We start from the raw sequence: 12,572 nt of genomic DNA on the forward strand, positions 1-12,572 counted from the left end.
GAAGGAAGCATGCTGCTGGCGCTGGCGCAATGGCTGCAAGGAGACGCAAGCTTTTTGCGCTTGTTCACGTACCTGACGTTCCGTGCGGTGATGGCCACCATCACGGCGCTCGGGATCGGGCTCGTGTGCGGACCGTGGGTGATCCGCAAGCTGACGCAAATGAAGGTCGGGCAGGCCGTGCGCAAGGACGGCCCGCAGAGTCACCTCGTCAAGTCCGGCACGCCGACGATGGGCGGCGTGCTGATCCTGATCGGCATCGCGGTCGCGACGCTGCTGTGGGGCGATCTGACTAACCGCTTCATCTGGATCGTGATGCTCGTCACGTTCGGCTTCGGCGTGATCGGCTGGGTCGACGACTACCGCAAGGTCGTCCACAAGGACCCGCGCGGGATGTCGTCGCGCGAGAAGTATTTCTGGCAGTCGGTGATCGGCCTGTTCGCGGCGGTTTATCTCGCCTTCAGCGTGTCCGAGGCGAACAACGTGCGCGTGTTCGACCTGTTCATGGCGTGGGTGAGGAGCGGCCTGTCGATGGGGCTGCCCGCGCGTGCCGACCTGATGTTGCCGTTCCTGAAGTCGATCAGTTATCCGCTCGGTGTCTGGGGTTTCATCGTGCTGACCTATTTCGTGATCGTCGGCGCGAGCAACGCGGTGAACCTGACCGACGGCCTCGACGGTCTCGTGATCATGCCGGTCGTGCTGGTCGGCGCATCGCTCGGCGTGTTCGCGTACGTGATGGGCAGTTCGGTCTATTCGAAATACCTGTTGTTTCCGCATATTCCGGGCGCGGGCGAACTGCTGATCTTCTGTTCCGCGATGGGCGGGGCAGGGCTCGCGTTCCTCTGGTACAACACGCACCCCGCGCAGGTGTTCATGGGCGACGTCGGCGCGCTGGCGCTGGGCGGCGCGCTCGGCACGGTTGCGGTGATCGTGCGCCAGGAAATCGTGCTGTTCATCATGGGCGGCATCTTCGTCGCGGAAACGTTGTCGGTGATGCTGCAGGTGTCGTGGTTCAAGTACACGAAGAAGCGTTACGGCGAAGGGCGCCGCCTGCTGAAGATGGCGCCGCTGCATCACCATTTCGAATTGTCCGGCTGGAAGGAAACGCAGGTAGTGGTGCGTTTCTGGATCATCACGTTGATGCTGTGCCTGTTCGGGCTGTCCACCCTCAAGTTGCGGTAAAGGAAAGGTAACAAGGATGTCTGGCGAGATGTTTGGAGATCGGCAACGGCCGATGGTGCTCGTGCTGGGGCTCGGGGAGTCGGGTCTCGCAATCGCGCGGTGGTGCGCGAGGCACGGGTGCCGGCTGCGTATTGCCGATACCCGCGAGGCGCCGCCGAACCTTGCCGCGCTGCAGGCTGAAGGGATCGATGCCGAGTTCGTCGGCGGGCCGTTTGCGCCCGCGCTGCTCGACGGCGGCGTCGAGATCGTCGGGCTGAGCCCCGGCCTGTCGCCGCTCGAACCGGAGCTCGCGGCGCTGATCGCGGCCGCGAACGAGCGCGGGATCGCGGTGTGGGGCGAACTGGAATTCTTCGCGCAGGCGCTGCGCGCGCTCGGCACGAGCGGCTACCAGCCGAAGGTGCTCGCGATCACCGGCACCAACGGCAAGACGACGACGACGAGCCTCACGGGCCTGCTGTGCCAGCGCTCCGGCAAGAAGGTTGCCGTCGCCGGCAACATCAGCCCGGCGATGCTCGACCGGCTCGCGAGTGCGATCGACGACACCGCGCTGCCCGACGTGTGGGTGCTCGAACTGTCGAGCTTCCAGCTCGAGACCGCGCGCACGTTCGCGCCCGATGCGGCCGCGATCCTGAACATCACGCAGGACCACCTCGACTGGCACGGCAGCTTTGACGCGTATGCGGCAGCGAAGGGCCGGATCTTCGGCGCGACGACGACGCGCGTGCTGAACCGCGACGACGCGGCCGTGATGAAGTTCGCACCGGCGGCGGGCGCTGCCGATGCAGCACGCACGGTCACGTTCGGCCTGAACGAACCGGTGCAGGATGGCGACTACGGGCTGTCGACGCGATAACGGTCCAATATCGTTCCGTATGCCGAAGCGATGGCGCTCGATGACCGGGACGTCGTGATGATGGCTTCGCCGATGGCCCATCAGACGGGCTTCATGTACGGCCTGATGATGCCGATCGCGTTGCATGCGACGGCTGTCCTGCAGGATGTATGGCAACCGAAGAAGGCCCTCGAAGTCATTCGCGCCGAACATGCGACCTTCATGATGGCGTCGACGGTGTTCCTGACCGACCTCGCCAATACGGCGAACGAAACCGGCGAAACGGTGCCGACGCTCCGCACGTTCCTGTGCGCCGGTGCGCCGATCCCGGGGCCGTTGGTCGAACGCGCGCGCAAGGCGCTCGACGTGAAGATCGTGTCGGCCTGGGGTATGACCGAGATGGGAGCCGTCACGCTGACGCGGCTCGACGACGAAGACGAACGGTCGATATCGACCGACGGCCGTCCGCTGCCCGGAGTCGAAGTGCGGATCGTCGACGAAAACGGCGTGCAGCTACCTGCCGATACGGTGGGTCGGCTCATGGCGCGTTCCTGTTCGAATTTCGCCGGCTATCTGGGCCGCCCGGAGTTCAATGCAACCGACGCCGATGGCTGGTTCGAGACGGGCGATCTCGCACACGCCGATGCGCGCGGCTACATCCGCATCGATGGACGCAGCAAAGACGTGATCATCCGCGGTGGCGAGAACATTCCGGTGGTCGAAATCGAGGCGCTGCTGTACCTCCATCCGGCGATCGCGGCGGCGGCGATCGTGGCCTATCCCGACGAACGTCTCGGCGAGCGGGCCTGTGCGGTGGTCGTGCCGCGGGAAGGCGAGTGCGTCGATCTGCCGGGCATCGTCGATTTCCTGAAATCGCACAGGGTCGCGATGCACTACATTCCCGAGCGCTTGCTGGTGCTGGACGCGATGCCCGTCACGCCGGCCGGAAAGATCCAGAAATTCAGGCTGCGCGACGCGTTGCGGGAAGCCGGGAAGTCGAACTGACGCGGTGTCACGCACGGCACCGATCGAAACGGAACAGGATATGCAAGCCATGAACGAGCAACCGGTCTTGACCGAAACCGTGGGACGGGTCGGCATCATCACGCTGAACCGGCCGAGGCAGATGAATGCGCTGAACGATGCGCTGATGGATGCGCTTGGCGACGCATTGCTGTCTTTCGACGGCAACGACGACATCGGCGCAATCGTCGTGACAGGTAACGCACAGGCTTTCGCGGCGGGCGCCGACATTGCCGCGATGGCGGACTGGGACTACATGGATGTGTTCCGCGGCGACTTCATTACCCGCAATTGGGAAACCATTCGCCGCGTGCGCAAGCCGGTCATCGCGTCGGTGGCCGGCGTGGCGCTCGGTGGCGGCTGCGAGTTGGCGCTGGCATGCGACATCGTGATCGCGGCCGACGATGCAAGGTTCGGCTTGCCGGAAATCAAGCTGGCGCTCCTGCCGGGCGCGGGCGGAACGCAGCGCCTGCCGCGTGCGGTCGGCAAGGCCAAGGCGATGGACATGTGCCTGAGCGGACGCCTGATGAGCGCATCCGAAGCGGAACGCAGCGGCCTCGTCTCGCGCATCGTTGCGGCCGATGTGCTGCGTGACGAAAGCATCGCGCTTGCGACGACAGTCGCCGGTTACTCCTCGCCGGCGTTGATGGCGATCAAGGAGTCGATCAATCGCGCATACGAAAGCGCGCTGTCGGAAGGCGTGCTGTTCGAACGCAGGCAATTGCATGCGCGCTTCGCCAGTCAGGATGCCCGGGAAGGGATCAGGGCGTTTCTCGACAAGCGCAAACCGGCCTTCGGGCACCGTTGAACGGGAATTTTTGCGATTGATATACCGGAGAACTTGAATGGCGCTTGATCAGGAGTCGTTCGATCTGCTGCTGGCATCGGTCCAGCGCTTCATTGCCGAGCGGCTGGTGCCGGCGGAAGATCTCGTCGAGGAACTCGACGACGTACCGGTCGATATCGTCGACGACATGAAACGAATGGGGCTGTTCGGCTTGTCGATTCCGGAGGAATACGGCGGCATCGGCCTGTCGATGGCACAGGAGTGCGCGGTGGCTTACGAACTCGGCCAGACGGCCCTTGCTTTCCGCTCGGTGTTCGGCACCAACGTCGGGATCGGGGCGCAAGGCATCCTGATGGATGGTACCGAAGCCCAAAGGCGCGAGATTCTGCCGCGTGTCGCTAGCGGGGAATTGATCATGTCGTTTGCATTGACGGAACCTGATGCCGGCTCGGACGCAGCGGCGCTCCGGACCCGCGCGGAATTCGACAAGGGCGGAGACTGCTACGTCCTCAATGGTTCCAAGCGCTTCATCACCAACGCGCCACGCGCCGGCGCCTTCACGTTGATGGCGCGCACCGGTGACGATGGGGCGAACGGCATCTCGGCATTCGTCGTGCCGTCGCACCTGGCCGGCATCAGCCTGGGCAAGCCGGACCGGAAAATGGGGCAGCGCGGTACCAAAACGTGCGACGTCATTCTTGAAAACGTGCGGGTGCCGGCCGGCAACATCATCGGCGGTATGCCGGGCATGGGTTTCAAGACGGCGATGAAGGTGCTCGATCGCGGGCGTTTGCACCTGTCGGCCCTCGCGTGTGGCGTCGCGCAGCGGGTGCTGAACGAATCCGTCGGGTATGCGCGGGATCGCAGGCAGTTTGGACAGCGCATCGGCGATTTCCAGCTGATTCAGGCGATGCTGGCCGACAGTCAGGCCGAACTGTATGCGGGCTGGTCGATGGTGCAGGACTGTGCGCAACGCTACGACCTGAAACCGTCGGGTCAGAGCGATCCGGACGTCAGCATGCGCGCGTCATGCGCCAAGCTGTTTTGCAGCGAGATGGCGGGCCGCGTGGCGGATCGCGGCGTTCAGATTCACGGCGGTGCCGGCTATATCGCGGAATACAAGGTCGAGCGTCTCTATCGCGACGTGCGTTTGCTGCGTCTTTATGAAGGTACGACGCAGATCCAGCAGCTCATCATCGGTCGGGCGCTGATGCGTGCCGGCTGACGATCCCCTTCCCGCTCCGTCAGTCGATTGGAAAATCATCATGAATTCAGCCACCCAGCATCCTGCGTTTCAGTGGAGTGATCCGTTTTTGCTCGACCAGCAGCTCGACGAGGACGAGCGGCAGGTACGCGATGCCGCGCGTGCCTATTGTCAGGAGCAGCTTGCGCCGCGCGTATTGCAGGCGTTTCGCCACGAGCAGACCGATCCGTCGATCTTTCGGGAGATGGGGGCGCTCGGCTTGCTGGGTTCGACGATCCCCGAGACCTATGGCGGCGCGGGTTTGAACTACGTCTGCTACGGCCTGGTGGCGCGCGAAGTCGAAATGGTCGACTCCGGTTATCGGTCGATGATGAGCGTGCAGAGCTCGCTCGTGATGGTGCCGATCCACGTGTTCGGCAGCGAAGCGACCAGGCAAAAGTATCTGCCCGGGCTCGCGCGCGGCGAATTGATCGGGTGCTTCGGCCTGACGGAGCCGAATCACGGATCGGATCCGGGCAGCATGATCACGCGCGCGAAGAAGGTGGCAGGCGGCTATTCGCTGACCGGCGCGAAGATGTGGATCACCAACAGCCCGATCGCCGACGTATTCGTCGTGTGGGCCAAGGACGACGAAGGCCTCATTCGCGGTTTCGTGCTGGAAAAAGGCTGGAAGGGGCTTTCGGCGCCAGCCATCCACGGCAAGGTCGGGTTGCGCGCGAGCGTGACCGGCGAGATTGTGATGGACGAGGTGTTCTGCCCGGAAGAAAACGCGTTCCCGGATGTCAGGGGCCTGAAGGGGCCATTCACCTGTCTGAATTCCGCGCGCTACGGGATCGCATGGGGGGCGCTGGGCGCTGCCGAAGACTGCTTCCACCGCGCACGCCAATACGTGATCGATCGCATCCAGTTCGGCAGGCCGCTTGCGGCGAACCAGCTGATCCAGAAGAAGCTGGCCGACATGATGTCGGAGATCGCGCTCGGTCTGCAGGGTTGTCTCCGTCTGGGCCGCATGAAGGACGATGGCCCGGCGGCCGTCGAGATCACGTCGATCATGAAGCGCAACAACTGCGGCAAGGCGCTGGATATTGCCCGCACGGCGCGCGACATGCTCGGCGGCAACGGCATCAGCGACGAGTTCGGCATCGCACGTCATCTCGTGAACCTCGAGGTCGTGAACACCTACGAAGGGACGCATGACGTGCATGCTCTCATTCTCGGCCGCGCGATCACCGGCATCGCCGCGTTCTGATCTTGCCTACGCGGCCGCTTCATCATCCACGGGAGAAAGTACGTGAAGGCAGCGTTCCTCACAGGGCATGGCGGCAACGAGGTGGTCGAGATCGGCGAGCGGCCACGGCCGGTGCGAAGCGCCGGCAACGTGCTGATCAGCCTGAAGGCCGCGACGCTCAATCGGGTCGATCTTTACATGCGCGACAGCGGCGCGGGTATCACGCATCGCCTCCCCCAGATCATGGGGATCGACGGCGCCGGGACGGTCGAGGAGGCCGATGAATCGGAAACCCGGCTGTCGCCGGGGCAGCGCGTCGTCGTGCACCCCGGTATCGGGTGCGGGCGCTGTGAATATTGTCTGCGCGGGGAGTCGGTGTTGTGCACGTCGATCCGGTATCTCGGCGAACACCGCGACGGTACGCTGGCCCAATACGTCAGTGTGCCGGCGACGAACGTGTTTCCGATGCCCGCGATGCTGGACTTTGCGGAAGCGGCGGCGCTGGGCGTCGTTCACCTGACGGCGTGGCGGATGCTTTTCACGAAAGCGGCGCTCAAGCCATGGGAAACGGTGCTGATCTTCGGGGTCGGCGGCGGCGTGTCGCTGGCAGCACTGCAACTGGCGAAGCTGGCCGGCAGCCGCGCGATCGTCACGTCGCGCGACGATACGAAACTGCAACGCGCGTTGTCGATGGGCGCCGACCATGCGATCAACGGTTCGACGCAGGATGTCGTCAAGACGATCATGGCACTGACGGACGGACGCGGTGTGGATGTCGTGATCGAGAACGTCGGCGCCGCGGTGTGGTCGAGCGCGTTGAAGTCCGTCGCGCGAGGCGGCCGAATCGTGACCTGCGGCGCGACGACTGGCGATCAGCCCGCTGCGGATCTGCGCCGAATCTTCATCCGGCAGTTGCAGATATTCGGCTCGACCCTGGGCACGCTTGACGAATATCGCGATTTGCTCGCGCTGGCGGCGCGCGGCGGGCTACGCCCGGTGATCGATTCGCGCCATGCGCTGGACGACGTGCATTCGGCGCTCGACCGGCTGGCATCCGGTGCGCAGTTCGGCAAGATCGCGATCGAGATCGCCGCATGACGGAAAACGGGTCGGGATTCCATTCAATGAAGAGGAGACGCACATGAAATTGCTGGTCGCGGTCAAGCGCGTGGTCGATGCGAACGTGAAGGTCGGCGTGAAGTCCGATCAATCGGGCGTCGACATCGCGAACGTGAAGATGTCGATGAACCCGTTCGATGAGATTGCCGTTGAAGAAGCGGTGCGTCTGAAGGAAGCGGGCGTGGCAACGGAAGTGATCGCCGTGTCGGTGGGCGTTGCGCAAGCGCAGGAAACGCTGCGCACGGCGCTGGCGATCGGTGCGGATCGCGCGATCCTCGTCGAATCGACCGACAGCGTCGAGCCGCTGGCGGTCGCGAAGATCCTGAAGGCGCTGGTCGACAAGGAACAGCCGCAACTGGTGATCCTCGGCAAGCAGGCGATCGACGACGATTCGAACCAGACGGGCCAGATGCTGGCGGCGCTCGCAGGCTTGCCGCAGGCGACGTTCGCGTCGAAGGTCACGATTGCAGATGGCAAGGCCACGGTTGCACGCGAAGTCGACGGCGGTGCTGAAACGCTGTCGCTTCAACTGCCGGCAGTCGTGACGACCGATCTGCGCCTGAACGAGCCGCGCTACGTGACGCTGCCGAACATCATGAAGGCGAAGAAGAAGCCGCTGGAAACGGTGAAGCCGGAAGAGCTGGGCGTGGACGTCGCGCCGCGTCTGAAGACGCTGAAGGTGGTCGAGCCGCCGAAGCGTGCAGCCGGCGTGAAGGTGCCGGACGTGAAGACGCTGGTCGAGAAGCTGAAGACCGAAGCCAAGGTGCTGTAAGAGGGAGCGCAAAGAAATGACGATTCTGGTGATTGCAGAACACGACAACGCGTCGATCAAGGCCGCGACGCTGAACGCGGTGGCGGCGGCGGCGAAGATCGGCGGCGACATTCACGTGCTGGTCGCGGGCCACAACGCGCAGGGCGCGGCCGATGCGGCGTCGAAGATTGCGGGCGTATCGAAGGTACTCCTGGCCGACGCGCCGCAACTCGAAGCGGGCCTGGCGGAAAACGTCGAGGCGACCGCGCTGAACATCGCGAAGGATTACTCGCACATCCTCGCGCCGGCGACCGCGTACGGCAAGAACATCGCGCCGCGCATCGCCGCGAAGCTGGACGTCGCGCAGATCTCGGACATCACGGCAGTGGACTCGGCCGATACGTTCGAGCGCCCGATCTACGCGGGCAACGCGATCGCGACGGTGCAGTCGAGCGACCCGATCAAGGTCATCACGGTGCGTGCGACGGGTTTCGATCCGGTAGCCGCGGAAGGCGGCAGCGCATCGGTCGAGAAGATCGAAGCGGCAGCCGACGCAGGCAAGTCGCAATTCGTGAGCCGTGAGGTGACGAAGCTGGACCGTCCGGAGCTGACGTCGGCAAGCATCATCGTGTCGGGCGGCCGCGGTCTGGGCAGCGGTGAAAACTACACGAAGGTGCTGGAGCCGCTGGCGGACAAGCTGTCGGCGGCACTCGGCGCATCGCGCGCGGCAGTGGATGCAGGCTACGTGCCGAACGACTATCAGGTTGGCCAGACCGGCAAGATCGTCGCGCCGCAGCTGTACATCGCGGTGGGCATCTCGGGTGCGATCCAGCACCTGGCTGGGATGAAGGATTCGAAGGTGATCGTCGCGATCAACAAGGATCCGGAGGCGCCGATCTTCAGCGTGGCCGATTACGGTCTCGTCGGCGATCTGTTCGCGCTGGTTCCAGAGGTGGCCGACTGCCTGTGACGGCGCGGCGGAGCGTCTGTACACGCACCAACCGGCTCTGTCACCCAGGAATTCCCATCGAGCCGGCGGGAGCCTGCTGGGTTAGAGGCGGCAAAGAGCGAGATTGAACGCGTCGAGACAAGGTGCTCCGCGCGAGACGATCCAGACTCGGACGAACTGCTGAATACCCACAATTTGCAGGATCGGAGTCGGCCAGGAATTGGTCGCCGCATCTGCGATTAAATTCGGATTCCTACTCTTGAATATGGTGGGTCGAATCGCAGTACTCATGCCGACGATTTTAATTTTCTGCCTGTCCGTGCATCGACAGGAAGCAATCCAGCTGGCGGCTGGAGAACGCTCGGATGCGGCGAGGAACCGTATGAGAGCGGACAGGGAAGTGCGATGACCGTTGGTCGCATTCGAGACGAGAAGGATAGATCGGTTGCCGACCGATGCGAAATAACGAGTCGGCGTGCTTGATAAAAGTAGTTATGCAAATGATGCGAATGCGTCTGAATGTAGCCGCATACAACCTGGAGCAGCACGTGAAATCGAACCAAGTATCAAGAAAAGTTCTGACCAGCCTGGTGTGCGCATCATCTGCCGCCTGCATGGTTCCCCTCGCACACGCGGGCTCGCAACTGCTGCCGGGGATTTCGACCGGTTTGCCGCTGGGCGCGCCGTTGCCGCCGGGTATCTACAGTGTCACGCAGCTCAACTATGGCTGGCGCGGCAGCTCGCCGACGGTCGGCGTCGGTGTCGGCATCCCGAGCTGGCTGATCTGGTCCACGCCGTGGACGGTGGCCGGCGGCCGCCTTCTGCTCGATACGGTGACTGCGGTCGCGAACGTCGACGTGAAGGGCTATCACGGCTATACCGGGGCCGGTAACACCTATATCGACGCTCAGCTCAAGTGGGATCTCGGCGGCGGCCTGTCGGCCGGTGTGCAAAGCGGCGTGTTTCTTCCCGTGCGCAACGACCTGACGTCGCTCGGCGTGACGCGTAATTTCTATTCGCTGATGGAAATCGCTGCCGTGACCTACGAGCATAACGGCTGGGAGTTCGATGCCACGGGCATTTACGGCACCGGCAAGCATGGCAGCGAGCTGGGCGAGAACGCGGCACCGCAGTGGACCAACTTCGATCTGACCGCGTTCAAGCGGGTCGGCAAGTGGGAGCTGGGCGGGATCGCGTTCGGCTCGGACGACCTGACCTCGCCGGTGGCCGGCTACCAGAAGCAATCGCAGGTCGCGCTCGGTGCGCTGGTTGGCTACAGGATCGGCCACGACACGCTGCAGCTCAAGGCGTCGCGTGATGTAACCGAAACCGGCTACACGGGGCACGAGACGCGAGTCTGGATGAACTTCATCGTGCCGTTGTGGAGCCAGAAATAAGCCGATGTGTCGGGTGGCGGGCACATCGGCACTTGCCCGGCACGGCAGCGCCTCGATGGCGATGAAAGCCATCGAGTGTTCGCAGGAGCGTGAACCCATGACTTTACTCGAGCAAATGCGTGTCGCGAGACATGCTGCCGCGCAGGCGGCCAATGTCGTCGATGCGGACATCTGGAGATGGTTCGCAACGGTGATGGAGGATCGACGCATTCGTTGGTGCTTCGATGGCAATGCGTGGCTGGTCAGCGTCGATCATCGGCATGTCGCAACCGACCCGTGCTTTGACAGCGCTATTCGTATTGCCAAGAGCGAGTCCGAGCGTCGCATGCGGCGTTCGGAGCGGTGCCGCAATGAGCCGCAATGCTCCGACGCACCGTCGTCCCTGCCAATCTGAGCGGGTTCGCGACAGGTTTTCGGGAAGCGATCGCCGCCCACGGCCCGGGCGAATTGCGCAGGCGTCAGGTCGCGCCGCGCGTATTCGACTGGCCGACTGCTCGCCGACGCGGGATGCCCGAGGGCGCGCACCGAGCGACGGTTCCGGATTCGAATGCGTCGTTGACAGACGTTCACGCGTTGACTAGATTCGTCACATGAGCGCACTTTTTGTCACGACTGCCACGACCACCACCACGACCGCCAATGGCGGGTCGGGAGGAGGTTGCGCGTCGTAGGTCAGTGCCTCGAGCGATCCCCAGGCCCCGCCGGAAACGGACGGGGCCTTTTTCATGCTCTGTTCGGCCGGTACCCACTGTCAACGGAGAACATCATGGACGAACGCGACCATCGCGTGCTTGGTAACAGGCTGGATCTGTTTCATCAACAGGATGAGAGCCCAGGCGCCATTTTCTGGCATCCGCGCGGCATGGTTTTGTTTCGGGTCGTCGAGGAATATATCCGCGTTCGGATGCGCCAGGCCGGCTTCGCCGAAGTGCGGACACCTCAGATCGTCGCGCGAGGTGTCTGGGAACAGAGCGGCCATTGGGAGAAGTTCGGGCGGAACATGTTTTCGCTCGAAAGTGACGATCATCCGTACTGTCTCAAACCGATGAGCTGCCCGTGCCATGTGCAGGTCTTCAAAAAGGGCACGCGTTCGTACCGCGATCTGCCGATTCGATATGCGGAATTCGGCGCGGTTCACCGGGCCGAACCGTCCGGCGCGCTGCACGGCCTCATGCGTGCCCGTGCGTTCACCCAGGACGATGCCCATGTTCTATGCATGCCCGCTCAGGTGGAGGTTGAAGTCGCACGATTCTGCGTGTTGCTGAAGACGATCTATGCCGATTTCGGATTTGGCGCATTCGACGTGGCGTTGTCGACGCGGCCCGTGATTCGCGCCGGCGACGATGCGGTGTGGGATCGCGCGGAAGCGATGCTGGCGTCTGCTGCGCGGGCGGCAGGGCTGGACTTCTCGATCCAGGCGGGCGAGGGAGCGTTCTACGGTCCGAAGCTCGAATTTCATTTGCTCGACGGTCAGGGACGGACGTGGCAGTGCGGGACGATCCAGCTCGACTTCGTATTGCCGGGGCGGCTCGGCGCCGCCTATGTAGCGGAGGACGGTGCGAAAGCGACGCCCGTGATGTTGCATCACGCGGTGCTCGGCAGCCTCGAGCGGTTCATCGGCATGCTTCTCGAACACTACGCGGGGTGGTTGCCGACGTGGTTGGCGCCGGACCAGATCGTCGTGGCGAACATCGGACAGGACGCCCGCGCATTTGCCGAGAACATGGCGTTCGCCTTCGAAGACATCGGGTGCCGGGTGCGGCGGGATTTTCGTGCCGAACGCCTGCCGCGCAAGATCTTCGATGCAAGGGAGCTGGCAGCACCGATCGTCGCAGTGGCGGGACGGAAGGAGGCGCTGGCCGGTGAGGTATCGCTACGCATGAGGAACGGGGAGCAGCACGTGCTGACGATTACCGATGCGCTCGCCTACCTGACGCAGCAGGCGCGCGTTCCGTCCGCGACGCGGGTGTTCTGACCGGACGGCACGCGCAGGCGTGTTCGAGGTGCGTGCAATGGTCGGGATGCCCGGCTTTGCGCTTTCGCGGGGCAGGCCGGCGCGCTGCTCCATGCGAGCGATTTCCACGACAACCGCGTGCGGGTTGT

At 63.7% G+C, this 12,572-nt stretch carries 11 protein-coding genes and 2 pseudogenes; 12 read left to right on the forward strand and 1 reads right to left on the reverse strand.

Going from position 1 to position 12,572, the window contains the following annotated elements; translation table 11 throughout:
* The first annotated feature begins 9 nt into the window (after positions 1–9).
* The 11 genes and pseudogenes from mraY (at position 10) to J7024_RS22805 (ending at position 10,863) form a co-directional block, all read left to right on the forward strand.
* Entirely contained in the window at positions 10–1,179 is a 1,170-nt protein-coding gene (mraY, locus tag J7024_RS22755) for a phospho-N-acetylmuramoyl-pentapeptide-transferase (protein ID WP_096506148.1), read from the forward strand.
* A 28-nt stretch (positions 1,180–1,207) separates the two neighbouring features.
* Positions 1,208–2,023: pseudogene (locus J7024_RS22760) on the forward strand (Mur ligase family protein); the annotation flags it as partial.
* A gap of 12 nt (positions 2,024–2,035) precedes the next feature.
* Positions 2,036–3,016, forward strand: a pseudogene (locus tag J7024_RS22765) (AMP-binding protein); the annotation flags it as partial.
* Between the two features lie 49 nt (positions 3,017–3,065).
* Entirely contained in the window at positions 3,066–3,842 is a 777-nt protein-coding gene (locus J7024_RS22770) for an enoyl-CoA hydratase (RefSeq protein WP_124830885.1), read from the forward strand.
* A gap of 37 nt (positions 3,843–3,879) precedes the next feature.
* Positions 3,880–5,046 (forward strand): acyl-CoA dehydrogenase family protein, encoded by a 1,167-nt coding sequence (locus tag J7024_RS22775; protein WP_124830884.1) that lies wholly within the window; start codon positions 3,880–3,882, stop codon positions 5,044–5,046.
* Positions 5,047–5,086: 40 nt separating this feature from the next.
* Complete coding sequence (locus J7024_RS22780) at positions 5,087–6,274, forward strand: acyl-CoA dehydrogenase (RefSeq protein ID WP_124830883.1); 1,188 nt, start codon at positions 5,087–5,089, stop codon at positions 6,272–6,274.
* Between the two features lie 42 nt (positions 6,275–6,316).
* On the forward strand, positions 6,317–7,351 hold the full coding sequence (locus J7024_RS22785; protein WP_124830882.1) for a zinc-binding dehydrogenase: 1,035 nt from the start codon (positions 6,317–6,319) through the stop codon (positions 7,349–7,351).
* A gap of 43 nt (positions 7,352–7,394) precedes the next feature.
* A complete protein-coding gene (locus J7024_RS22790; RefSeq protein WP_234745524.1) occupies positions 7,395–8,144 on the forward strand; it encodes an electron transfer flavoprotein subunit beta/FixA family protein in 750 nt (249 codons plus the stop codon).
* A 16-nt stretch (positions 8,145–8,160) separates the two neighbouring features.
* Positions 8,161–9,093, forward strand: a complete 933-nt coding sequence (locus J7024_RS22795) for an electron transfer flavoprotein subunit alpha/FixB family protein (RefSeq protein WP_234745525.1) — start codon at positions 8,161–8,163, stop codon at positions 9,091–9,093.
* Positions 9,094–9,686: 593 nt separating this feature from the next.
* Positions 9,687–10,469, forward strand: a complete 783-nt coding sequence (locus tag J7024_RS22800; protein WP_175751122.1) for a transporter — start codon at positions 9,687–9,689, stop codon at positions 10,467–10,469.
* A gap of 97 nt (positions 10,470–10,566) precedes the next feature.
* Positions 10,567–10,863: a hypothetical protein gene (locus J7024_RS22805; RefSeq protein ID WP_175691896.1), complete on the forward strand. Its 297-nt coding sequence runs from the start codon at positions 10,567–10,569 to the stop codon at positions 10,861–10,863.
* A gap of 192 nt (positions 10,864–11,055) precedes the next feature.
* On the opposite strand, the gene J7024_RS22810 is transcribed toward J7024_RS22805, so the two are convergent.
* The gene (locus J7024_RS22810; protein WP_175751123.1) at positions 11,056–11,196 is read right to left on the reverse strand and encodes a hypothetical protein; all 141 of its coding nucleotides are present in this window, start codon (positions 11,194–11,196) and stop codon (positions 11,056–11,058) included.
* A 39-nt stretch (positions 11,197–11,235) separates the two neighbouring features.
* On the opposite strand from J7024_RS22810, the gene thrS reads away from it, so the two are divergent.
* Positions 11,236–12,444 (forward strand): threonine--tRNA ligase, encoded by a 1,209-nt coding sequence (gene thrS / locus J7024_RS22815; RefSeq protein WP_175751124.1) that lies wholly within the window; start codon positions 11,236–11,238, stop codon positions 12,442–12,444.
* Positions 12,445–12,572 lie beyond the last annotated feature (128 nt).

The sequence above is a fragment of the Burkholderia sp. WTPI3 genome (assembly GCF_021483755.1).
Classification (GTDB): domain Bacteria; phylum Pseudomonadota; class Gammaproteobacteria; order Burkholderiales; family Burkholderiaceae; genus Burkholderia.

Bases quoted from the DNA above. Each gene is read 5' to 3' on its own strand.
- J7024_RS22780 (WP_124830883.1), top strand. From the start codon at position 5,087: ATGAATTCAGCCACCCAGCATCCTGCGTTTCAGTGGAGTGATCCGTTT.
- J7024_RS22775 (WP_124830884.1), top strand. From the start codon at position 3,880: ATGGCGCTTGATCAGGAGTCGTTCGATCTGCTGCTGGCATCGGTCCAG.
- thrS (WP_175751124.1), top strand. From the start codon at position 11,236: ATGGACGAACGCGACCATCGCGTGCTTGGTAACAGGCTGGATCTGTTT.
- J7024_RS22800 (WP_175751122.1), top strand. From the start codon at position 9,687: ATGGTTCCCCTCGCACACGCGGGCTCGCAACTGCTGCCGGGGATTTCG.
- J7024_RS22805 (WP_175691896.1), top strand. From the start codon at position 10,567: ATGACTTTACTCGAGCAAATGCGTGTCGCGAGACATGCTGCCGCGCAG.
- J7024_RS22810 (WP_175751123.1), bottom strand. From the start codon at position 11,196: ATGAAAAAGGCCCCGTCCGTTTCCGGCGGGGCCTGGGGATCGCTCGAG.
- J7024_RS22790 (WP_234745524.1), top strand. From the start codon at position 7,395: ATGAAATTGCTGGTCGCGGTCAAGCGCGTGGTCGATGCGAACGTGAAG.
- J7024_RS22770 (WP_124830885.1), top strand. From the start codon at position 3,066: ATGAACGAGCAACCGGTCTTGACCGAAACCGTGGGACGGGTCGGCATC.
- J7024_RS22795 (WP_234745525.1), top strand. From the start codon at position 8,161: ATGACGATTCTGGTGATTGCAGAACACGACAACGCGTCGATCAAGGCC.
- mraY (WP_096506148.1), top strand. From the start codon at position 10: ATGCTGCTGGCGCTGGCGCAATGGCTGCAAGGAGACGCAAGCTTTTTG.